This is a genomic window from Paenibacillus oleatilyticus (genome assembly GCF_018998565.1).
GTDB classification, from domain to species: Bacteria; Bacillota; Bacilli; order Paenibacillales; family NBRC-103111; genus Paenibacillus_G; species Paenibacillus_G oleatilyticus.
The window spans coordinates 1-21,788 of the sequence record NZ_JAHNZO010000031.1 but is presented as its reverse complement, the minus strand read 5'-3'; the positions used below and the strand labels follow the sequence as shown (position 1 = coordinate 21,788).

General features: G+C 55.9%; 19 protein-coding genes. 7 read left to right on the top strand and 12 right to left on the bottom strand.

Annotated features, from left to right (window positions below; genetic code table 11):
- Positions 1-18: 18 nt before the first annotated feature.
- Complete coding sequence (locus tag KQX66_RS29410; RefSeq protein WP_216796581.1) at positions 19-183, top strand: DUF1328 domain-containing protein; 165 nt, start codon at positions 19-21, stop codon at positions 181-183.
- A 427-nt stretch (positions 184-610) separates the two neighbouring features.
- Here KQX66_RS29410 and KQX66_RS29405 read toward each other — a convergent pair whose 3' ends face one another.
- The 4 genes from KQX66_RS29405 to KQX66_RS29390 form a co-directional block, all read right to left on the bottom strand.
- Positions 611-1,117, bottom strand: a complete 507-nt coding sequence (locus KQX66_RS29405; protein ID WP_216796579.1) for a L,D-transpeptidase — start codon at positions 1,115-1,117, stop codon at positions 611-613.
- Positions 1,118-1,216: 99 nt separating this feature from the next.
- Positions 1,217-1,939 (bottom strand): Crp/Fnr family transcriptional regulator, encoded by a 723-nt coding sequence (locus tag KQX66_RS29400; RefSeq protein ID WP_216796577.1) that lies wholly within the window; start codon positions 1,937-1,939, stop codon positions 1,217-1,219.
- 125 nt (positions 1,940-2,064) lie between these two features.
- Positions 2,065-2,922, bottom strand: a complete 858-nt coding sequence (locus tag KQX66_RS29395; RefSeq protein WP_216796575.1) for an AraC family transcriptional regulator — start codon at positions 2,920-2,922, stop codon at positions 2,065-2,067.
- Between the two features lie 45 nt (positions 2,923-2,967).
- The gene (locus KQX66_RS29390; protein WP_216796569.1) at positions 2,968-3,699 is read right to left on the bottom strand and encodes a phytanoyl-CoA dioxygenase family protein; all 732 of its coding nucleotides are present in this window, start codon (positions 3,697-3,699) and stop codon (positions 2,968-2,970) included.
- A 245-nt stretch (positions 3,700-3,944) separates the two neighbouring features.
- Between KQX66_RS29390 and KQX66_RS29385 the strand changes: the two genes are divergently transcribed.
- Positions 3,945-5,030, top strand: a complete 1,086-nt coding sequence (locus KQX66_RS29385; protein ID WP_216796567.1) for a hypothetical protein — start codon at positions 3,945-3,947, stop codon at positions 5,028-5,030.
- A 117-nt stretch (positions 5,031-5,147) separates the two neighbouring features.
- Here the strand turns inward: KQX66_RS29385 and pfkB are convergent, their stop codons facing one another.
- The 4 genes from pfkB to KQX66_RS29365 all read right to left on the bottom strand — a co-directional run bounded on the left by pfkB (position 5,148) and on the right by KQX66_RS29365 (position 9,071).
- Positions 5,148-6,077 (bottom strand): 1-phosphofructokinase, encoded by a 930-nt coding sequence (gene pfkB / locus KQX66_RS29380; protein ID WP_216796565.1) that lies wholly within the window; start codon positions 6,075-6,077, stop codon positions 5,148-5,150.
- Entirely contained in the window at positions 6,074-6,940 is an 867-nt protein-coding gene (gene fba / locus KQX66_RS29375; RefSeq protein WP_216796563.1) for a class II fructose-1,6-bisphosphate aldolase, read from the bottom strand. The genes pfkB and fba overlap by 4 nt, the downstream gene beginning before the upstream one ends.
- A 22-nt stretch (positions 6,941-6,962) precedes the next feature.
- Positions 6,963-8,018, bottom strand: a complete 1,056-nt coding sequence (locus tag KQX66_RS29370; protein WP_216796561.1) for an SIS domain-containing protein — start codon at positions 8,016-8,018, stop codon at positions 6,963-6,965.
- 159 nt (positions 8,019-8,177) lie between these two features.
- Positions 8,178-9,071, bottom strand: a complete 894-nt coding sequence (locus tag KQX66_RS29365) for a helix-turn-helix transcriptional regulator (protein ID WP_216796559.1) — start codon at positions 9,069-9,071, stop codon at positions 8,178-8,180.
- A gap of 111 nt (positions 9,072-9,182) precedes the next feature.
- Here KQX66_RS29365 and KQX66_RS29360 point away from each other — a divergent pair, with 111 nt between their 5' ends.
- Entirely contained in the window at positions 9,183-10,112 is a 930-nt protein-coding gene (locus KQX66_RS29360; RefSeq protein WP_216796558.1) for a DMT family transporter, read from the top strand.
- Positions 10,113-10,164: 52 nt separating this feature from the next.
- On the opposite strand, the gene aspA is transcribed toward KQX66_RS29360, so the two are convergent.
- From aspA to KQX66_RS29345, 3 genes are all read right to left on the bottom strand, one after another.
- On the bottom strand, positions 10,165-11,607 hold the full coding sequence (gene aspA, locus KQX66_RS29355) for an aspartate ammonia-lyase (protein ID WP_216796555.1): 1,443 nt from the start codon (positions 11,605-11,607) through the stop codon (positions 10,165-10,167).
- Positions 11,608-11,752: 145 nt separating this feature from the next.
- Entirely contained in the window at positions 11,753-12,718 is a 966-nt protein-coding gene (locus tag KQX66_RS29350; RefSeq protein ID WP_216796553.1) for a PfkB family carbohydrate kinase, read from the bottom strand.
- A gap of 138 nt (positions 12,719-12,856) precedes the next feature.
- Positions 12,857-13,489 carry a TetR/AcrR family transcriptional regulator gene (locus tag KQX66_RS29345; RefSeq protein WP_216796551.1) on the bottom strand — a complete coding sequence of 211 codons (633 nt, stop codon included), beginning with the start codon at positions 13,487-13,489 and terminating at the stop codon, positions 12,857-12,859.
- Between the two features lie 162 nt (positions 13,490-13,651).
- On the opposite strand from KQX66_RS29345, the gene KQX66_RS29340 reads away from it, so the two are divergent.
- Complete coding sequence (locus KQX66_RS29340; RefSeq protein WP_216796549.1) at positions 13,652-14,830, top strand: MFS transporter; 1,179 nt, start codon at positions 13,652-13,654, stop codon at positions 14,828-14,830.
- 251 nt (positions 14,831-15,081) lie between these two features.
- On the opposite strand, the gene KQX66_RS29335 is transcribed toward KQX66_RS29340, so the two are convergent.
- Positions 15,082-16,041 (bottom strand): acetylxylan esterase, encoded by a 960-nt coding sequence (locus KQX66_RS29335; RefSeq protein WP_216796547.1) that lies wholly within the window; start codon positions 16,039-16,041, stop codon positions 15,082-15,084.
- Positions 16,042-16,614: 573 nt separating this feature from the next.
- Here KQX66_RS29335 and KQX66_RS29330 point away from each other — a divergent pair.
- From KQX66_RS29330 to KQX66_RS29320, 3 genes are all read left to right on the top strand, one after another.
- Positions 16,615-18,360, top strand: coding sequence for an ABC transporter ATP-binding protein (locus tag KQX66_RS29330; RefSeq protein WP_216796545.1), 1,746 nt, complete (start codon positions 16,615-16,617; stop codon positions 18,358-18,360).
- An 84-nt stretch (positions 18,361-18,444) separates the two neighbouring features.
- Positions 18,445-20,511, top strand: coding sequence for an ABC transporter ATP-binding protein (locus tag KQX66_RS29325; protein WP_216796543.1), 2,067 nt, complete (start codon positions 18,445-18,447; stop codon positions 20,509-20,511).
- Positions 20,512-20,541: 30 nt separating this feature from the next.
- Entirely contained in the window at positions 20,542-21,636 is a 1,095-nt protein-coding gene (locus tag KQX66_RS29320) for a UCP032817 domain-containing protein (protein ID WP_216796541.1), read from the top strand.
- Positions 21,637-21,788 lie beyond the last annotated feature (152 nt).

Below are 21,788 nucleotides of genomic sequence, written 5' to 3'. Positions count from 1 at the left end.
CAAAGGAGGCGAACATCCATGTTATACTGGTCGTTAGTTTTTCTCCTCGTCGCCGTGATCGCCGGTATTTTCGGATTTTTCGGGATCGCCAGCGCTGCGGCGGGAGTCGCCAAGGTATTGTTCATCATCTTTCTGATCTTGTTCGTAGTCACGCTGCTGATCGGCCGGCGGACGAAGGTATAGCGCAAAGTCCTTCAGCCGGATTCCGGGCAAGACGGGATGACAAAAAAGCTTCCTGCGCCGTAAGGGCGGGAAGCTTTTTGACGTCTCAGGGGGACGGTATGACTGCGCAGCTTGGCGGTTAGCCGTCAGGACCGGTAATAGGAAAAGGACCCCTTGCGGAGTCCTTCCAACGGTGAACGATTTTGGTATTTTGCCTTGAACCTCGTTTAAAGCTCGGGTCTACCTTATTCACGATCGCAGTACGTGTACTACTCTAACGTGTCTTTGGCACATCCCTCCGCTTCTATCTCGATTCGGAAGCAACTTCCCCGGTATTTCTCGTTGAACTGTTCAACGGAACCACACCTCTCTTTTCACCGTTGATTGTAGCATGTACCGGACGCAACGTTTTTATACAATCCTTTTTAAAAAAATCGGGCAAGCCCGTTCAATCCTGTATGATAACCGCCGTACCGAGCGGGATGTGACGGTACAGCCACTCAACGTCTCTATTATGCATGCGGACGCAGCCCGACGAGGCGCTGCTTCCGATCGAATACGGCCGGTTCGTTCCGTGAATGCCGTATCGATACCCTCCCGAGCCCGGAACGTTAATTCCCATCCAACGCGTCCCCAGCGGATTCCGCGGGTCCCCTCCGGGAATTTGCTTTCGAACGTACCACGGCTTCACGATTTTGGTCACGATATGGAACGTCCCTGTCGGCGTCAAGTCCTTCGTCCGTCCTGTCGCAACGGGAAAGCCGTATGCCGCCCTCCCGTTCACGATGACGGTCAGCCGGTTCTCCGATTTATCGATCAACAAATATACGCCTTCTTCCTCTAAACCGGCCGGGGGCGACGTCCCCGCGGAAGGTTCCAGGGCCGCTCCGAATGCGCTTCCTGCCGGCCAGACGCCAACCAAAAGCACAAGGAGAAAAAGGAATAATCTCAACATCCATCATCCTTACTCGTTCGTGATGAAGTCACAGGCCGTTTTAGTGTGCTCCAACGCGCAAGCCGCCTATTCGCCCATTCAGATCGTTCCCGGCGTCCGTCAGATCCGGCACACGCTAAGCGGACAATCGGCGCAGCCGACCATCATCTGGAAGAAGGACAGATTTGTGACCACGAATCTTCCGTTTTCCAATTCGATGGCCCCGGCCGCCTTATATTCGCTAAGCATCCGGTTTACTCCCTCCCGGGTCGAACCGATCATGTTCGCCAGATCCGTATGCGTCAATTTGATCGTGATGCGGATTCCCCGTTCATCCATTTCGCCATAAGAGTTAGTCAAACGGATCAAGGTCGAGGCGAGCGCGCCGTTTTTGCCGAACAGCAGCAAATCCCGGAATTTGGACTGCATGAATTGCTGCATCTGACTCATCCATTTAAATAGCTGCAGCGCCATATCGCCGTGTCTCCAGATAAGGACTTCCAAGTCTTTGATCAGAATGACGCCAAGCGACACATCTTCCATCACGATGCCGTCATACCCGTAAGACTGCGGTTCGCAGCTTCCGAACTCGCCGAACAGATCGCCAGGCTGCGCCACTTGCAGAATGAACGCTTTGCCGTCCTCCGTCGATTTGCTCAACTTTACCGTACCCTCGTGAACATAGTACAGCCTATCCGCCGTATCCCCTTCCCAAAACAAATAGTCTCCCTCTACCGCTTGTTTCGGATACATGATTTGCGTAAGCCGTTCCATGTTTTCATCCGACAAAAACTGCGGAATATGATGAGCGGCTTCCGGCGTCGTTCGGTTTGCGTTTCCCATATACACCATCCTTATCCAGGAAATCTCCCGACTCCTTATGATAATAATGGTACCAGATCATTATTAGATAAATGTTAGAATTCATTTAGGCATTTGTTTTTATTTGCGGAACATCGTAGTGAGCGTCAATGCAGGCTGCCTTTGCGCAAGCCGGAGGGCGGACAGCCGAACCTTTTCTTGAAGGACCGTTCGAAATGCGTCAGCGTGTTAAAGCCGGAAGCGTGGCACACTTCCGTCACCGGCAGGTCGCTTGCGGCCAGCAGCGACTTGGCAAACGTCAACCGTAGCTCCTGCAGGTAGCTCTGAAACGGAATGCCGCTCAGCTTGCGGAACGTATGGCTGAAATAATTGGGCGTCAGCTTCGCCTGCCGGGCGGCTTCCTCCAGCGTCAGCGCTTCCCGGAAATGATGGTGAACGTACATAAGCGCTTTCTGCATGCCCGGGTGCGCCGATCGTAAAGCCTCTCGAATGCCCGAATCCGACGACCCGTGATCCTGCCGACACTGCCTCGCAAGCCCGACCAGCATACGCGCCAGCGTCGCTTTAATCATCAAGCTTCCGCCCGGCCGCGGATCGTTGAATTCCGTAAGGACCCGGTCAAATTCCGCCTGCATGCCGCTTGCCTCCGCAGCGTCGAGTCTTGTCTGAAGTTTCAGGAAACCGGGAAACAGCAGCTCGCGCAGTTCGTCCGTCAACACTTCCTCCAGAAAAACGAGGTTGAGAATTTCCATCGTTTCTCCCGGAGTAAGCTCGATTTCATGAAAGTCTGCAGGCGTCAGCAGAAACATACTGCCGGGTTCCAGACCGTGCGGCTCTCCGTTCACGATGTTGGTTCCGCGGCCGGACCGGACGAAGCACAGCTCGTAAAATTCGTGCCAATGCAGGTCGACGCGTCCGGCAACCGAATGGCGGTAAACATGAAAAGGAGCGTTCGGCGCCACATAGTGCACGCTCCGCAACCGCTCCGGTTGTTTGGGTCCCATGACGGCCCTCCCGCTTTTCATTTAAGGGTTCATTTCATAGTCCCATTATACAGGAACGAACGGGTTGCCTGCGATGTCTTTGCCGCGTGCCAGCCATATTTTGAAATTCGGATTTTTCTCGGGCAGCACCTTTAATTCCGTGGAAAAATAACGCATCGTGTATCCGCAGCGGCGGTGCGGGCTCGTATTCGGGGCGGCGCCGTGAATAATCCGCGAATCGTGCAGCGAGCATTCGCCCCGTTCCAGCTCGAAGTATACTGCATTTCGGTTGTCAATTTGTTTAATTTGCGTCGAAAACAAGTTCTGTCCGCCGTCCACCGGCTCGTACTCGGAAAATCCGTTCCGGTGCGTGCCGGGAATGACCCGCATGCAGCCATTATCGCGGTTGCTGCGGTCGATGGCGAGCCAAACGGTCACGATTTTGTCGTAGCCGCTGAGCCGCCCGTTCCAATACGCCGAATCTTCATGCCACGGGGTCGCCCGGCCGGTATACGCATCCTTGCATATAAAATGGCTGGACCATAGCCCGATATTCGGACCGATCAGCGGCTCCACCAGGTCCAGCACCTCGTCCGCAAGCAAAAACTTCAGCAGCCGCTCCTCGCGAAAATGCGGCGTATCCAGCTCGTCGGACAGCTTGCTCCCCTTTTGCGCCAATTGCTCCTCGAATATGGATGTCAGCTCCTCCAGCTTTTCTTTGGAAAACAACGGCTTGTGATAAAGCAGATAGCCGTTCTCGGCATAAAACGAAACCTCTTCTTGGGTTAACAAACTCATGCGTAACCGCCTCCTGTCAGCGTTCCGGGTATATCCTGACTATAGGCCCCCGGGGGCAGAATTGGCTCATCGTTTGTTACGGAGAAGTACGCTTATCTTCCGATGGCATGATGGAAATTTTACGAAAATGAACATAAAACTTGAAACCTTTTGGAGTCTTTCTCCGTCTTAATAGAAGTGAGTTGGCAGTTCATGGTCTTTTTTCCATGAGCAAAAGGCAAAATTCGAGGAGGTTTTCCAAGAAGATGAAGAAACGAACCGTAGTCTCGGCGGCATTGGCTATGCAGCTTTTCTTATGCACCGGGGCCTTCGCTTACGAGAGCGAATTTACGAATTCCAAAGCGGCGAACGCGGATTTGCCGGCTAAAGCAAAACTGGAAGCTTATAAAGTCGGGAAAGACTTCATGACGACAAAGGTTCGCGCCGAGTGGACCAAAGAACAGCTCCAAGCGTTTCAAAGACAGGGCATTTTACGCAACATTCCTGCTCTGACCTTTCAAACGGATGCCTCCGATGCTTTGAAGCCCAAGGTCATTATGACCAATCTGCCCGGAGTCAAGGTCGATCTGAATACCGGAGGAGAAGATGCGGGAGACGAAGTCATCGTATCGATTCTGGGCGGAGACCGGCTGAATCCGGACAAATCGTACACCTTGTACACAGGGTGGAGCTCCCGAGATGGCAACGATAAACCGAGCCTGACCCTGCACTCGCTGCAAAGATTCGGCCAGCCCCGAGGCACGATCAACGATTTGTCCGATACCAGAGATCAGCTTGCCCGCATAGAGTGGAAGCAGGTCAGTGAGACGAACCCGAATTTTAAAGCGGCTCCGGCCGATTTCAAAGTTTCTTTCCCATCACATGCAGATGAAAAAAACATCAAAAAAGTAAAGGGCGAATACACGAACATTTACTCCAAGGAAACGTTGGAGCAATATCGGAAGGGCGCTGCCCAGCAGGTGCAAAGCTTGTCGGAGCAAAGCATGTGGTCATTTGCCGCTACCTTTAAGAAATCCACCGTCACCGATTTGAAAATGCTGGCTGAGCGGTATAAGCTAAAGATTTCCCAAGCTTATGCAATCGGAACAACAGCGGACGGTGAGGAATATACGGTGACCTGGTTTGGCGACGACATCAAAGATTTGTCGCTGCTCGAAGAGAGCCCCAAGTTCGTGAAGTTCCACATCGCCGAAATCGAGGGCCGGGCCAGCGGCGATTCGCTGCAAAGCTTAAGCCTCAGCCCGAGCGTCAGTCTGGTCGATGTGGAGGATAAAGAGCGGCAGCCGACGGGGATTTACTGGCTGGACCAGCTTGGTTCCGCCTCGAAGTAACGGGCTGTCATCCTTGAGTTAATTGTCCATGCAAAAAGGAGCCACAAAGTGACTCCCGCGAATAGTAGAGCTGCGGGCAGGCCGACAGATGTCGGTTCTGCCTTTTTTATAGTTGCGCTACCCGATCCGCTCGACGACGACTTCGCCGAGCAGCCGCTTGACGTCCTCGGGCTCGACGTAGCCCGCCCGGGCCGTTAGCGCATTAGCCGTCCCGGAAGCGGTGGCCAATCTAAGGCACTCCTCGACGGGAAGCCCTTGAGCTGTGCCGATGGCCATCCCTGCCACGTAAGCATCTCCGCTGCCGACCGCATTCACCGCATTGACCTTCGGGGCGTGCACCCGGTAGTAAACGCCGTGAAAAGCGGCCAGCGAGCCTTGCGCTCCCATCGATACGTTGATGCAAGAAATGCCGGACTCGTTCAGCCGCAGCAAGCCTTGCTTTAGCGCGTTTTCATCCTCGATCGAATGGCCGAGCCATTGGGCGACTTCATCCTCGTTCGGCTTGATGAAGTAAGGCTTCGCTTCCGCCCCCCGCATCAATGCTTCCCCGCTCGTATCCAAAAATACGACGGCGCCCTGCCTTTGAGCAATCCCGATCAATTCCGCATAAAAGGACTTTGGCACGCCGGCCGGAAGCGAGCCGCTGAAAGCGACGACCTTCGCCCGCGCGGCAAGCTGCGCAAGCTTTTGCCGCATCGCCTCCATCTCTTGCCCGGCGATCGTCGGTCCCGGCTCCAGCAGCTCCGTCGAGACGCCGTCTTGATCCATGATGTTCAGACAGATGCGGGATTCGCCTTCGATCTTCACGAAGTCGTGCGCAATGCCCTGCCGCGTCAATCCGCGTTCGATAAAGTCCCCGTTGCTGCCGCCGGCAAATCCGGTCGCCAGCACGGGAACGCCTTGCAGCGCGATCACGCGAGCGACGTTAATGCCTTTGCCTCCCGGCTCCGCGTACACGCGGTCTACCCGTGAGACTTGACCTGCGGCCAACGCAGGCAAATGATATGTCTTGTCGATGGCCGCATTCAAGGTGACGGTAACGATCATCGGAAATCTCCGGCTTTGCCGATGCAGCCGACCATCCGCATTTTTTCAATCGCCGCTTCTTTCACGGCTTTCTTGGCCGGAATCATATATTTGCGCGGGTCGTTCTCCTGCGGGTTGTCCGCGAATACGGCCTTGATCGCGTCGGAGAAAACGATGCGGATCTCGGTGGCAATGTTCATTTTGGCCATGCCGAGCGAGACGCAGCGCTTCACTTGCTCCTCCGGAATGCCGGAGCCGCCGTGCAGGACGAGCGGCACCGAGACGATCTCGGCGATACGCCGGATGCGGTCGAAATCGATCTTCGGCTCGCCCTTGTAAATGCCGTGAGCCGTGCCGATCGCAGGCGCCAGCGTATGAACGCCGGTCCGCTCGACGAATTCGGCGCACTCCTGCGGGTCAGCCATCAAAGCTTCGTGCTCGGCCACGACGATATCGTCCTCCACGCCGCCCACTTTGCCGAGCTCGGCTTCGACATTGACGCCGGCGGCACGCGCTACTTCGACGACTTGCTTCGTCAAACGCACATTTTCTTCGAAAGGCAGCATCGAGGCGTCGATCATCACCGACGTGTATCCGGCCCGGATGCACTGCACGATCGTTGCAAAGTCCGTACAATGGTCCAAATGAAGCGCGATCGGCACCCGGGAACGGTTGGCCGCAACTGTGGCCGCCGCTGCGATATAATCGGGACCGAGATGCTTGACCGTCCCTACCGTCGATTGAAGAATTAAAGGCGATCCGGTTTCTTCCGCGGCGTCGACGACCGCTTGCAGCATCTCCAGCGTATGCACGTTGAATGCGCCGATTCCGTAGCCGCCCGCGCGGGCCGCTTCCAGCAATGAGGTGGATGATACTAATGGCATATCGATGTCATCTCGCTTCCGGCTAAATTTTGACCACTTGTGTCAGGTTGCGGGGCATATCCGGGTCCACGTCGCGTTTCATGGCCGTATAGAAGCCCAAATATTGCAGCGCCGGCAAATAAAGCACCGTGCGGGCATCGTCGCTCATCTCCGCTCCGCCGACTTCGAATACCGCATCCGCGAACGCGGTATCTTCCCCGGCCTTGGCCGTGACGAGCAGCACGAATGCGCCGTACTCCTGCATTTCCTTGGCGACCTTCAGCTCGTAATCGCGCGCTTTCTCGGACAACAGCAGGCAAACTAGCGTGCCCGGCTCCACAATCGACTTGGGACCGTGGCGGAACTCCAGCGTTCCGTAGGCTTCCGTCCAGATGTAGGACATTTCTTTGATTTTCAAGCTCGCTTCCAGCGCGATGCCGTAGTACGTGCCCATGCCGAGGTAAATAACCTTATGAAAATCGTTCGTGTCGACCAAAGGCTTAATGAAAGCGTCGGCGGCTTTGACGACTTGATCGTCCGTTTGCGCGACCGAAGCAAGCTGCTCGAACTGATCCTGCTTGCCCGCCGCCTTGGCGATCGCCGCGTGCATCAAAAACGTCATGCTGCTGAACGATTTCGTCATTACGGTGCTCGTTTCTTTCCCGAGCGGGGATACCAGGCAATCCGCCAGCTTAGCCATGCTGCTCTCTTCGTAGCAGGTGATGCCAGCGACTTTCACGTTAGAGAGAGGCTTCACGGCTTCCAGCGCCAGCAGCACCTCTGTCGATTCGCCCGATCTCGATACGCCGATAACCAAATAATTGCGATTCGGAGGAAGCGTCTGCTCGCGGAACAGGAACACCTCCGAGGAAGGATAAGCCGTTGCGCTTTTGCCCAGCCACGCCCGGTAGACGGACGCCATCGCCAGTGCTTGATAATAGGATGAGCCGCTGCCGATGAACACCGTCTCGTCCGTTTCCGAATCGAGAAGATGCTTTTGAACCCAGTCTCCCTGCTGCTGAAGCTGTGCAAGCGCCGCATTCAGCGCCTCCGCCTGTGCCGAAATTTCAGGATACGTATATTGACCGAATGGCTTCACATTATTACCCCTTTCGTCTTATTAATGATAATATAAATCATAATTTTGATTTTTTCAATCATTTTATTCGAGCATTGCGAGCTTATCGGGGAACAAAAAAAAGCCGGAGACATGAGCTGTCCTCCGGACTGCGCAGGAGCTTTGTTTCCTGCCCTCGTTTTATGAGCCGTCATCCATTTTAGATTTCTTGTAAGCTAAGGGTGTAACCTTCATAGACTTGCGGAATTGATCGATAAAGTAGCTTGTACTATTAAACCCTACTTGGTAGGCGACTTCCGTCACATTCGATTCCGCTTGCTGCAGAAGGACCAAGCTTTTTTGAATTCGATATTCCGTTACGTAGCTTAACGGCGTCGTCTTCAGGATTCGTTTGAAATAGCGGCAGCATTCGGACCGGCTCAGTTGGCCGGCTCTGGCGATGTCCTCCAGCTTGATTTTCTCGGCATAATGGGCATGAATCCATTGCAGCATGTGCTTGATCCGCTGGCTCTTTTGCATTTCCGTCCGGTCATATTCCGGCTGAAAGCCATTCCTAATGAGGTTTTGCCAAATTAACGTCAGCTGCATGGTGATACTGATTTCATAGAACGGCGGTTTTTGTTGAAGCAATCGATGAATGCTCAGGATGGCATCCAAACTATTTTTTCCCCAAGGCTCACCGGGATGCAAATGTAAGTATGGAAGATTTGTCGCTTGAATATATGGATATACAAAGGTCGTGTAAAGCTCTTGCGATAATACGAAATGAGGAGAAACGTTCAAGCAAATATAGACGCAGCCCGATTGATCCTTATCTTCCGCCATGTGCAGACAGCCGCTATTGATAAACAGCCCCTCGCCATCCCGAACCGTGATGCGGTCCTCGTTGATTTGAAAGACCGCTTCTCCTTTTACAATCAGGATAAGCTGAATTTCCTCATGCCAATGAAGCGGGATATAGCCGTGTATATTTTGATTAATTGTCGTTTCGTAGCATGCCATCGGCAGCACGACCGTCCGGTGCTCGGTCAGCTCCTTTAAGCTTCGGTCAATCTTGAAATTTTTGATTTGCATGATAAATCCGACCTCAACATCCTTATATTTATTTATCCGATTCTAATATCTTTAAAGCCTGCTTTCCTCTATTATAACACTATTATTATATTTTAAGGTGGAGACTCGTTCATGGACAGACCTGCTAGAAGAAGAGGATTGTTTCTCGTGATCACCGGAGCGGTATTATGGGGAATCAGCGGCACCGTGGCCAAAAAGCTCTTTCAAGATTACGCCATCGAGGTCGATTGGCTGGTGACGACACGACTGCTCGTAGCCGGTATTTTACTCTTAGCCGTGCAATTTTGTACAAAAGACCGCTCTCAAATAATCCGTGTCTGGAAAAACCGAAGTGTGGCCCTTAAACTGGTTATTTTCGCGATATTCGGGACGCTTGCCGTTCAATATACGTATATGGCTTCGATCCAGCACGGCAATGCCGCCGTCGCTACACTGCTGCAATATTTGGCGCCAGTTATGATTATCGCCTACTTGATCCTGCGAAAACAGACCGTTCTCACCCGACAAGATCTGGTAACCGTTTCCCTTGCGTTAGTCGGCTGCTTTTTGTTGTTGACGAACGGCTCCATCTCCCAGCTCTCGGTACCGATGCCTGCGATCGTCTGGGGAATTTTATCGGGGGTAACGCTGGCGTTCTATACGGTATATGCGGTTCCTTTATTGAAACAATACGATTCGCTTGTCATCGTCGGCTGGGCGATGATCATCGGAGGCGCCGCCTTGAGCTTAATCCATCCGCCCTGGCAGGCGGATTTTGCCGGTATGCCGCTTGTAGCCTGTTTATACCTGGTATTCGTGATCGTATTCGGCACCATGCTCGCCTTTTGGTTCTATATCGAAAGCTTGCAAAGTCTTTCGCCCAAAGAATCGAGCCTCGTCGGCAGTCTGGAGCCGCTGGCCGCTGTGTTAACCACGGTGCTTTGGCTAAAAGAGCCGTTTGGATATTTTCAGTGGATCGGCACGTCCTGCATCATCGGAATGATTTTATTGCTGGCTTTGAAAAAAGCCCCTTCAAAACAAAAAACAAGCGCCGCCGTCTAATTGAGACAGCGGCGCTTGTCGCCGTACCGGCCAGACGAAAGCGTCCGGCCTTTTATTTCTTCTCTTCGTCCCGATGCGTTTCGAGCAGCGATGCGCCCGCGATGCCCGGATTCGTCATTTCGTACGGGTCGAGAATCAAGTTCAGCTCGTCTTCGCGCAGCACATCGTACAACAGGCAGAGCTCGCGGACCGAGCGGCCGGTTTCAATCGCCTCGCGGGCGATTCTCGCCACCGGCTCATAGCCCAGATGCGGGTTCAGCGCGGTAATGACACCGACGCTCCGCTCCACGTACTCCTTGCAGCGTTCGATGTTCGCTTGGATGCCGTCGAGGCAGTATTTTTTGAACACCTTGAACACCTGGCTCATCATGCTGAGCGATTGCAGCAGGTTGAACACCAGCACCGGCTCCATGACGTTCAGCTCAAGCTGTCCCGCTTCGGAAGCCAAGCAAATGGTATGATCATTGCCGATTACCTGGAACGCTACCTGATTGACAACCTCGCACATGACCGGGTTTACTTTGCCCGGCATGATCGAGGAGCCCGGCTGACGCGCCGGCAGGTTGATCTCGGCCAAGCCGGTACGCGGCCCCGAAGCCATCAGCCGCAGGTCGTTCGCCACCTTCGACATGTTGATCATGCATACCTTCAATGCGGCAGACACTTCCGTATAGGCGTCAGTGTTCTGCGTCGCATCGACAAGGTGCTCCGCGCTGACCAGCGGGAAGCCGGTCAATTCGGCCAGCAGCTCCGCCACGCGCTTAATGTAGCGCGGATCGGCGTTCAAGCCGGTGCCGACAGCCGTCGCGCCCATATTGATCTCGTACAAATGCTGCCGCGTCTGGGTAATCCGCTTGATATCTCTCGCTAGCACCCGGCGGTAAGCTTCAAACTCTTGACCAAGGCGGATCGGCACGCCGTCCTGCAGGTGCGTCCGCCCCATTTTGATAACGCTATCGAATTCCTTCGCTTTGGCTTCGAAGCCTTCGTGCAGCTCGTTCATCACCTCAAGCAGTTGATCGAGCAGCGTCAGCACGGAAATATGAATCGCCGTCGGGAAGGCGTCGTTCGTGGACTGCGCCATGTTCACATGCGTATTGGGACTAAGCGTAAAGTAATTGCCCTTCTCGCCCCCGAGCAGCTCGATGCCCCGGTTGGCAATAACTTCGTTCGTGTTCATGTTGATCGACGTGCCCGCCCCGCCTTGAATCGGGTCTACAATAAATTGATCGTGCCATTGTCCGGCGATGATTTCCTCGGCCGCCTGAACGATGACCTTCCCAAGGTTCGGATTCAGCTGTCCGATCTCCATATTGGCGATAGCCGCCGCTTTTTTGACGGTCGCCATGGCGACAATCAGCTCTTTATGAATCCGGTATCCGGTAATCGGAAAGTTTTCTACGGCCCGCATGGTTTGAACTCCATAATAAGCATGGACCGGTACTTCCTTTGTGCCCAAAAAGTCTTTTTCCACCCGATATTGCGCGCTGGTCATGACCTGTCTCCCCTCTATGGCTGCGATAACTTATTAACGGGATGATCTTACAAGCAATGTCATCTCCATACGTTATTGTATCTCAATTTACCATCGGTTAAAAGGGCTTGACATCGGAAAATAAAACGTTTCCATGCTTGTCCCGTCAACTTCCGCGAATCAGCCGGTCCAGCTCCTCCCGGGACGGCAGAGCGGGAATCGCTCCCTTGCGGGTCGTCGTAAGCGCGCCGGCCGCATTGCCCGAGCGGCAAACCTCGCCAAGCTCCTCTTCAGTCAGCTCGTCGGGGCGCTTGCCGTATTCCATCAAGCGGAACAGCGCGCCGGAGAAGAATGCATCGCCCGCGCCGGTCGTATCGACGGCTTTCACCGCGAAGCCCGGCACCCGGCCCGTCCGCTCGCCCTGACGGTAAAAGCTGCCGTCCGGCCCAAGCGTCACGAACATCAGCGGAGTGCCGTACTGCTCCTGGAGCTGCCGGGTACCCGCCTCCAAGTCCCGCTCGCCGGTCAGAAAATGCAGCTCCTCCTCGGAAAGCTTCAGGACATCGCTGTAAGTCATGCCTTCCAGAATGAGCGACTTTGCACGGTCCAAATCCGGCCACAGCAGCGGACGCAGATTCGGATCGAAGGAGACGAGCTTGCCTTCCCGGCGGGCATAGGCAGCCGCGCGCAGCGTCGCCGTAGCCGCAGGCTCGTGAGTCATCGAGACGGAGCCGAAATGAAACAAGGCGGCTTCCCCGATCCGCTTCCAGTCGATTTCCGACTCCTGCAGGAGCATGTCCGCCCCAGGGTTGCGGTAGAAGCTGAAAGAACGGTCTCCGCTGGCGTCAAGGCTAACAAAGGCCAGCGTCGTACCGGCTTCTCCGGTAAATACCATGCCGCCCGTATCTACCCCGTGCTTCTCCAGCTCTCCCGTCAAAAAACGGCCGAAAGCATCCTCGCCGACTTTGCCGATAAATGCCGTCCGCTTGCCCAGCTTGGTCAGCCCCGCCATCACATTGGCCGGCGCGCCGCCGGGGTTTTGTTCGTAACGCGGCAGCCCTTGCTCAGACACCCCCGCAGGCGTAAAATCGATCAGCAGCTCGCCGATGGCGACGGCATCTAATCTATTCATGTCCATCCTCCGTCCATTTTATCAAATTCCGATCGGTTCGCGGAACCGGCTTCCGGCTCCGCAGACGTTTAATGAAAACGTTCCATTTCCTATTGTAGTCGGAGGGAAATCAAACCGTCAACGAACAATCCGCGCGCCTTAAAAAAGCGAAAATATGCTTCTTGCCTGATCCGGCGACGGAAGCTCTGCGCCGAGCAGCTTCCCCATGATGCCGACGATCGCGCCGGCTTTGGTGCGGATCTCCTCCTCGGTCCGGTCAAAAAAGCCCGGATCGAACATGAACAAAATCGCCGTAAGCATAAACTCGGCCGTTTCCGCCGGATGCTCGACCTGAAATATACCTTCCTTTACACCTTGTTCGAGGATTTGCGCGATTGGCGGCACCATCTCGGAAATTTTCCGGGACACGAAGCGTTGATGAATCATAGCGTTGCTCTCGTGGTGCAGCACCTGCAAAAAATCCCGGTAATTCGGCAAAACGGCCGGACGTTCGAGCAGCGCCCCCACCAGCTTCAGGTCCGCGGCCACCCCGGGCTGCCCGGCAACCGAATTCACATATTCCATTTGCTCTGACAGCGAACGCTCGATCAGGGCAAAGATGACGTCGTCCTTCGTTTTGAAATAGTAATAAAACGTCCCCTGAGCGACCCCCACCTGCTTGACGATGTCGCTAACGGACGTCCGCTCGACGCCCTTATCGCCGAACAATTGCACGGCCGCGTCCAACAGTTCGTTCCTGCGCACTTCAGGGTCCTTCGTTATTCTGGCCATGAGTCGCACTCCTTTGCTAATTGAGAGAAATGCACGCTTCTCGTTTTAGGGTAATCTCCATAACTTTATTTTACTTATTGACTGACGATCGGTCAATAAACTATAATGCGTAAAGTACTAAATTGACTGATAGTCAGTCACAAGCAAAAAAGGAGTGATCTCATGAAATCCCGCATCATCTTGTATTTGATCGGCTTCAGCGCCTTTGTGGCGTCTTTGGCGCAAAATTTATACTCTCCACTGCTGGTGGAGGTTCAGGAAAAGCTGCACACGACGCAGTCAATGGTCAACCTGACGGTGACCGTATTTACCGTAGCGCTCGCGGTCATGCAGCTTGTCTTCGGTCCGCTGTCGGACCGGAAGGGCCGCAAAATCGTCCTGCTCCCGGCCGTCGCCGTCTACACGCTGGCCTCGCTCGGCTGCGCCTACGCCGGCTCGGTTAATGCGCTGCTCGCCTTCCGTCTGCTTCAGGGCATCGGTGCGGCGGCCGTTCCGGTTGTAGCGGCAGCCATAATCGGCGATGTGTTCGAAGGAAAGGAGCGGGCCCAAGGGATGGCGACATACCAGCTAATGCTCGGACTGTCTCCAGCTGTCGGCCCGTGGGTCGGCGGAATGATCGGCGGCCGCTACGGCTACGGAAGCGCGTTTTTGCTGCTGGGCGCCGTTTCGCTGATCCTGCTGGCAGCCAACGCCTTCCTGCTCCCCGAAACCCGACCGAAAACAACGGCCGTGCGCAAGGGCCTCGATTGGAGCTCGTTTGTCCGTCTGGCCCGCGATCCCCGGGCGGCCGCCTTGCTGACTGTCGGGTTCGTGCAGTTCTTGGTCTACTTCGTCTTTCTCGTGTACATTCCGATCATCGCCCATCACCGCTACAGCTACGAGCCGGCACAGACCGGAACGCTGATGCTGCTCATGGCGCTTTGCTCCATGGTTGGCGTCAAGGCCGGAGGCTGGGTCCAAAGCCGGTTCTCCGGAGAGAGCGGCTATTTATGGGGTTGCGCGGCGAATGCCGCGACGGTGCTGTTGTTCGCTTTCACGGCCGGACTGTCGCTGCCCGTACTGACTGCCGTGTTCTGCCTGTTTGGCCTGACGATGGGGCTTACCATGTCGATGCCGGCCACGCTCCTTACGGAAATGTTCCCCGACGACCGCGCGACCGCCGTCGGCGTCTATAACTTTGTCCGCTATCTCGGCATGGCGGCAGGCCCGATGCTCGGATCGCTCCTTTTTATGGGAGAAAGCATTCCGCTGCTGTTCGGCGTAAGCGCCGCCTTATACCTTGGCGGAATCGCCATAGGCGGCCGTCTCGCCGTCCGCAAAACGGGCGCAGCTTCTTCCTAGGCTTGTTGAGAAAGTAGTCAACTTGGAGTAATAGAGGTGTACGAGTAGGTGTGGTATCTACTTCCGGTCGCCGTTGTCTGCAGGAAATTTTATTGGAAGCCGCTTAGTAGCGGGTATTTCCCGCAGACAAAGGCGAACGCTATAGCTCCTCCAGTAGATACCACACCTCCGTATGTATCTCTATATCAGTCAAAAAGCTCTTTCTCAACAATAGAGCGTCCGACAATGCGCCGGACGCTCTTTTTTTGCCGCTATAAGGTTTTCATAAATTGATAAATCTTGTCCTGCATTCCCGGGAGCCCTTCATGCCCGAAGTCCGGGTAAATTTCCAGCTGCACCGGCGACGTGACTTTGTTGATCGCGGCAAACTGGGTGGAAGGCGGACAAATCGGGTCCATCAGCCCGACGCCGATCAGCAGCTCCGCCCGGATGCGGTGCGCCAAATGCTGGATATCGATGTAGCCCAGCTTGGTGAAAATCTCGTCTTCCCGTTTATGCTGCGGATCAAAATGGCGGAAATACGTGCGCAGCTCGGCATAGGCGTCCTTGGCCAAATCCATCTCCCATACCCGTTTGTAGTCGCTCAGGAACGGATATACCGGCGCAGCCTTGCGAATCCGCGGCTCCAGCGCCGCGCAGGCCATCGTCAAAGCGCCTCCCTGCGACCAGCCTGACGCCCCTACCCGATTCTCATCCACCTCCGGAAAGCTCATGACAATGGAAGCCAGCTGCGCCGCATCCAGGAAAATATGGCGGAACAGCAAATTGTCCGGCTCCCCGTCCAAACCGCGGATAAAATGACCGTGATGCGTCGTTCCCTTCACCCCGCCCGTATCCTCCGACAAACCGCCTTGACCGCGTACGTCCATGGCCGCCACGGAAAAGCCCAGCGCCGCATACTGCAGCTTATCCTGCCAATCGCCGGAATTTCCCGTATAGCCGTGGAATTGGAGCACGGCCGGATGCGGACCGCCGGTTCGGGTCGGGCGCACATATTTGGCGTGAATCCGCGCGCCCCGAACGCCGGTAAAATACAAGTCGAAGCATTCCGCGAACGGCGTTGTGAACTCCGACGGCACCAGTTCGACCTGAGGATCGGTCGCCCGCATTTCCTGCAGCGCGGCTTCCCAATAATCGTCCAGGTCGGCGGGACGCGGATTGCGTCCTTGGTACGTTTTCAGTTGATCCAGCGGCATATCCAACAGCGGCATCGTCTCATCATCCTTTTTTTCACAAAGTATGGAATCCACTTCTTATTCTCAATGTAATTCAGGACGGCCGGAATCTCAAGTCTCACCTCGGATTCGATCTTGTCTTTTTTCGAGCCCTTCGGCCCGATACCGATCGATTATAATCGTTTTTTCCCGTTGACAGTACGAGCCGCCCAATGGTACAGTGACATTTGTAGATTATTTCCAAGAAAGGATGGCTGCCAAATGATGCTGCTCGCTGGAGACCGAAAATTTCGCGCACATCTTCAATACAACCGGATTGTTCGGTGCAGCCACTCCGCGCTGGAATCGTAACGGCTCGTTCGCCGTTCCGCGAATTTATTCCGTACACGCGGCGCATGGTTACGCACCCTCGTAATCGTGCGCCTTTTTTATCGGTCCGCAGCAGTTAGAACACGCGTATGGCGTTTGTTGCGAACGGATAAGCATCCTTGTCCCTGGATACGGATGCGCTAAGGCATATCGCTTACGAGCGGTATGCCTTTTTTGGCGTCGTTTTCCAAGCGCTGCCGCATAACCATTTTTTAGAGAACCGGAAAGGAGTACGCTCACATGTTTATCGTATTGAAAAAGCTGCGCTGGTTTTTCGCCATGCACTGGAAGCGATACAGTTCCGCGATCCTGCTGCTGCTGATCGCCGGAATTCTGGAGGTCATTCCCCCGAAGCTGATCGGCTATTCCATCGACGGCATTCATCAAGGGACGCTGACCGACGCGCGGTTTTATCAGGTGCTTGGCTTTTGGGCCGCAGCGGCTCTATTGTGTTACGCAATCACTTACGTCTGGATGTATCAGCTGTTCGGTGGCGCCTTTGTGCTGGAGCGTCTGCTCCGCTCGCGTCTGATGTGCCATTTCGCCAAAATGACGCCGACGTTCTACGAACGCAACCGGACGGGCGATTTGATGGCCCGGGCGACGAACGATCTGCATGCCGTCTCGGCGACCGCAGGCTTCGGGATTTTGACCCTGATCGATTCCAGCCTGTACATGCTGACGATCTTGACGATGATGGCGGCGTTTATCAGCTGGAAGCTGACGCTCGCTTCCCTGCTGCCGCTGCCGGTGATGGCGCTGCTGATGGGCAGGTTCGGCAAGCGAATCCACGAGCGCTTCACGAGCGCGCAGGACGCGTTCGGCCAATTGAACGACCAAGTGCTGGAGACGATCGGCGGCGTGCGGGTCATCCGCGCGTTCGTGCAGGAGAAGGCCAGCGAGGAACGGTTCCACCGCACTTCGGACGACGTGTTCCGCAAAAACATCGCTGTCGCCCGCGTCGATGCGCTGTTCGATCCGACGGTGAAAATTTTGGTCGGCATCAGCTATTTGATCGGATTATGCTACGGCGCTTATCTGGTGTTCCACAACGAAATTACGCTCGGCGAGCTGGTTTCGTTCAACGTGTTCCTCGGCATGCTGATTTGGCCGATGTTCGCGATCGGCGAGCTCATTAACCTCATGCAGCGGGGCAACGCTTCGCTGGACCGGGTCAACGAAACGCTCGCCTACGAGCCGGATGTGGAAAGCCCGGCGAATCCGGTCCCGGTCGACGTACCGAAAAACATCGTGTTCGACCGCGTGACGTTCCGCTATCCTTCCTCGCCGATCGATAATCTCGTCGATATCTCGTTCAAGCTGGAGCGCGGTCAGACGCTCGGAATCGTAGGCCGGACGGGAAGCGGCAAAACGACGCTGCTCAAGCAGCTTCTGCGCGAATACCCTTCCGGTCAGGGGGCGGTCCGGCTGTCCGGCGTGCCAGCGGACTGGATCGATCCCGACACGCTCCAAGGCTGGATCGGCTATGTGCCGCAGCAGCCGATCTTGTTCTCGCGGTCGATCCGCGAAAATGTTACGTTCGGCCGCAGCCAGGCGGACGAAACGGAAGTGCAGCGGGCGCTCGAGCTGGCCTCGTTCGCCAAGGACGTGCACTTCCTGCCCGAAGGACTGGAGACGCTGGTCGGCGAGAAGGGTGTCGCCTTATCCGGCGGTCAGAAGCAGCGCGTGTCCATCGCCCGCGCCTTGATCGTCGATCCCGAAATTCTCATGCTCGACGACGCGCTGTCGGCGGTCGACGCCAAGACGGAGGCCGAAATCATCGCGGGCATTCGCCGGGAACGCGCCGGCAAGACGACGCTGATCGTCACCCACCGGCTGTCCGCCGTCCAGCATGCCGATTGGATCGTCGTACTGGACGAAGGCCGGATCGCGGAAGAAGGCACCCACGAACAGCTGCTTCAAGCCGGAGGCTGGTATAAAGAGCAGTACGACCGCCAGCAGCTCGAAGCGAACATCGGGGCGTAGATTCCCCGTTCAAAATAAGCCTGGCGGACGGAAACGCATAGGAACGGCGATCCGTCCGCACAGCAGAAACGAAGGTGATTCCACATGAAACATACCGGTATCCGGTTATACCGCTATGCGGCGTTATTCAAGCGGCCGATCCTCATTGCGCTCGTCCTGCTGACCGCAGCCGTCTGCGCGGAGCTGGCCGGACCGCTTGTCGCCAGACAAATGATCGACCGCCATATTCTCGGCGTGGAGTATCCATGGTACGAAGCCGCCGCAGGGGGAAAAGACACCGTCGTCTACGACGGCAAAACGTACAAACGGCAAGACCGCTGGGCGGAAGGCGAAACGAAGGGTCGCGAGGTCCGCGTGCTGCAGGTCGGACGCAGCTACTATTTCGTCGACGGCCCGCTCCGCTTCGACGGTCAGCGCAGCGTGCAAGGGAATGAGCTGAAGGTGACCGGCGACGGCGGGCAGGCCGTCTATCCAGTGCGGGAGCTGACGACGCCGCAGCTCTACGCCTTTTACGAACCGGAATTCGGACGGCTCGTCATACTGGCGCTCTGTTATTTCGGCCTGATTGTGCTGAGCGCCCTGTTCGCTTACGGGGAGAAATACCTGCTGCAGACGTCTGCCAACCGGATCATCCAGACGATCCGCAAAGACGTGTTTGCCCAGGTCGGACGGCTACCTGTCCAATATTTCGACAACCTGCCCGCGGGCAAAGTCGTCTCGCGCATTACAAACGATACGGAATCGATCCGCGAGCTGTACGTCAACGTGCTGGCGAACTTTTTCTCCGGCATCGTCTACATGGCGGCCATTCTCGGTGCGCTGTTCTTTCTCGACGCGAGGCTGGCGCTGATCGCGCTGCCTCTGGTGCCGATCCTCTATGTATGGATCGTCGTGTACCGTCGATTCGCTTCCAAATACAATCATGCGATCCGGTCCAGACTCAGCGACATCAACGGGATGATCAACGAATCGATTCAAGGCATGCCGATCATCCGGGCGTTCCGCCGGCAAAAGGAGACGCTTGCAGAGTTCGAGCAGCTCAACGAGCAGCATTTTACGTTCCAAAACAAGCTGCTCAGCTTAAATGCGATTACCTCGCACAACCTGGTGGGCGTCGTCCGGAACGTTATTTTTCTGACCGTCATCTGGATGTTCGGCGGCGGCTGGCTCGGTACGCTCGTCACTGTCGGGGTGCTGTACGCCTTCGTGGATTACATGAACCGGATGTTCCAGCCGATCGTCGGCATCGTGAACCAGCTCAGCAACCTGGAAACAGCTCTCGTGTCGGCGGAGCGCGTATTCGAGCTGCTGGACGAGAAAGGCACCGAGGTGGCCGAAGGCAAGCTGGAGCGTTACAAAGGAAATGTCGTCTTCGAGAATGTCTCGTTCGCCTACAAGCCCGGCGAGGACGTGCTCAAAAACATTACGTTCCACGCCCGCTCGGGCGAGACTATCGCGCTTGTCGGCCATACCGGCTCCGGCAAAAGCTCGATCCTGAACCTGCTGTTCCGGTTCTATGAGGTCCGGGAAGGACGGATTCTGATCGACGGCCGGGATATCCGGGACATTCCGCAGCAGCTGCTCCGCCAGCATATGGGGATCGTGCTGCAGGACCCGTTCCTGTTCACCGGTACGATCGCCTCGAATGTCAGTCTGGACGATCCTTCCATTACACGGGAGCAGGTGGAGCAGGCGCTTCGCGATGTCGGAGCGTACGAGATGTTTGCCTCCCTGCCCGGAGGCATCGACGAGCCCGTCATCGAGAAAGGCAGCACGCTTTCCGCCGGGCAGCGGCAGCTTGTTTCGTTCGCTAGGGCACTGGCGTTCAACCCGGCGATTCTCATTCTGGATGAGGCGACCGCCAGCATCGACACCGAAACGGAAGCTGTCATCCAAGCAGCGCTGGAAGTGCTGAAGAAAGGCCGGACCACCTTCATCATCGCGCACCGGCTGTCGACCATCAAAGCCGCCGATCAGATCCTGGTTCTCGACCGGGGCGAAATTAAGGAAAGCGGGACGCACGACGAGCTGATGCGGCTGGGTGGGAGGTATTACCAAATGTACCGGCTGCAAGCGGGAGAGCTATCGGCAGAGGAAGCTTCCGAAATCAGGACCTCCGAAGGAGAAGTTCAGGGGCCGGCTATGGTATAATATGGTCATCACGCTTCGAGGAGGTACGATATGACCTTTGTCTTTATCCTAGTCCTTGTTGTTATCGTAGTATTGATCGTTGCCTCTTCTTCCAAATCGGGAAAAACGAACCGGCGCCGGCCCGGGCCGGTCCGTGGGACGAAGCCGCCTGCGCGTAAGCCGGCGAAGCCGGATTACCGGAGCGAGCCGCTGCCGGCCGGACTCGGACTTCAGCCCGGGGTTCCGCTGAAATCTGCCGCAGACCGGCTGGAGCAAGCGCTGCAAGCGGAATACGGCGACCGGCTGCGGAAGCGGGTGCTCGGCAAGTATCCTTCCATGAGCGAGGCCGAATACGAATGGAAGCTGCTGGAGCTGAAACGATACTTTTTGATGACCGCCGTGCTGAAAGAAGTGCCGATGTTCAGCGAAGCGGTCGACGACATCTGGCACGAGATGCTGATGTTTACCCGAGAGTACCAGCGCTTCGGGGAAACGCTCCTCGGCGCGACGATTCACCATGCGCCACATACGAGCGGTACGCCGGACCCGGGCGGGCGCGCCTGGTTCGATTGGGTATACGCCCACTTGTTTACGGCCACGCCGTTTACAGGGCAAATTTGGGGCAGCTTTTTCCGCTATCCGCTTGATCGGCAGCGGATCGACCGGCTGAGCTCGGAGAGCGAGGAGGAGCTTGAGCAGCTTTGGTTCAACCGGAAAGCGGCGGCCCAATTCCCTGAAATCAGGCAAACGGTCCGGTGGTTAATCGAGCAAGCGAAAGATCAGCTGCGGCAGGCTGCGGTTAATCCGACCTACGCGGAGAGGCCTTCCGAGTCGCACGGCCCTTCCTTGATGCCGTATCTGGCTGGCGCCATGCTGTTCTACTCGGTAACGGAATTTACCGGCTTCAACGAACAGATGCAGGAGCTGCTGACCGAGGAGGAAGCCAAACGCGAGGCGGGACAGCAATCGGGAGCTTCGTCCTCCTGCGCCTCCAGCGGCTGCGGCAGCGGCATCTGGTCCGACAACGACAGCGGCAACGACGACAGCGGCTCATCCGGCAACTGCTCGTCTTCGAGCTGTTCGTCCTCGAACTGCTCCTCTTCGTCCAGCTGTTCTTCCGGCTGCGGCGGCGGTGGGGGCGACTGAGCCATAGTCAGAAAAAAGCCAAGGGCCCTTTAGGGCCCTTTCAGGCTGTCGACAAAGCTCTGTTTTTAAAGGGCCCGCTTGAATAATTAATTTAATTCCTGAAATATCGAGCATATAAAAAGCAGAAGATCGCCCTATCCGGCTAGTTTGGC

Bases quoted from the DNA above. Each gene is read 5' to 3' on its own strand.
- pfkB (WP_216796565.1), bottom strand. From the start codon at position 6,077: ATGATCGTTACCGTCACCTTGAATGCGGCCATCGACAAGACATATCAT.
- KQX66_RS29390 (WP_216796569.1), bottom strand. From the start codon at position 3,699: ATGAGTTTGTTAACCCAAGAAGAGGTTTCGTTTTATGCCGAGAACGGC.
- KQX66_RS29395 (WP_216796575.1), bottom strand. From the start codon at position 2,922: ATGGGACCCAAACAACCGGAGCGGTTGCGGAGCGTGCACTATGTGGCG.
- KQX66_RS29350 (WP_216796553.1), bottom strand. From the start codon at position 12,718: ATGAATAGATTAGATGCCGTCGCCATCGGCGAGCTGCTGATCGATTTT.
- KQX66_RS29410 (WP_216796581.1), top strand. From the start codon at position 19: ATGTTATACTGGTCGTTAGTTTTTCTCCTCGTCGCCGTGATCGCCGGT.
- KQX66_RS29385 (WP_216796567.1), top strand. From the start codon at position 3,945: ATGAAGAAACGAACCGTAGTCTCGGCGGCATTGGCTATGCAGCTTTTC.
- KQX66_RS29365 (WP_216796559.1), bottom strand. From the start codon at position 9,071: ATGCAAATCAAAAATTTCAAGATTGACCGAAGCTTAAAGGAGCTGACC.
- fba (WP_216796563.1), bottom strand. From the start codon at position 6,940: ATGCCATTAGTATCATCCACCTCATTGCTGGAAGCGGCCCGCGCGGGC.
- KQX66_RS29345 (WP_216796551.1), bottom strand. From the start codon at position 13,489: ATGGCCAGAATAACGAAGGACCCTGAAGTGCGCAGGAACGAACTGTTG.
- KQX66_RS29360 (WP_216796558.1), top strand. From the start codon at position 9,183: ATGGACAGACCTGCTAGAAGAAGAGGATTGTTTCTCGTGATCACCGGA.
- KQX66_RS29340 (WP_216796549.1), top strand. From the start codon at position 13,652: ATGAAATCCCGCATCATCTTGTATTTGATCGGCTTCAGCGCCTTTGTG.
- KQX66_RS29330 (WP_216796545.1), top strand. From the start codon at position 16,615: ATGTTTATCGTATTGAAAAAGCTGCGCTGGTTTTTCGCCATGCACTGG.
- KQX66_RS29320 (WP_216796541.1), top strand. From the start codon at position 20,542: ATGACCTTTGTCTTTATCCTAGTCCTTGTTGTTATCGTAGTATTGATC.
- KQX66_RS29400 (WP_216796577.1), bottom strand. From the start codon at position 1,939: ATGGGAAACGCAAACCGAACGACGCCGGAAGCCGCTCATCATATTCCG.
- KQX66_RS29405 (WP_216796579.1), bottom strand. From the start codon at position 1,117: ATGTTGAGATTATTCCTTTTTCTCCTTGTGCTTTTGGTTGGCGTCTGG.
- aspA (WP_216796555.1), bottom strand. From the start codon at position 11,607: ATGACCAGCGCGCAATATCGGGTGGAAAAAGACTTTTTGGGCACAAAG.
- KQX66_RS29335 (WP_216796547.1), bottom strand. From the start codon at position 16,041: ATGCCGCTGTTGGATATGCCGCTGGATCAACTGAAAACGTACCAAGGA.
- KQX66_RS29325 (WP_216796543.1), top strand. From the start codon at position 18,445: ATGAAACATACCGGTATCCGGTTATACCGCTATGCGGCGTTATTCAAG.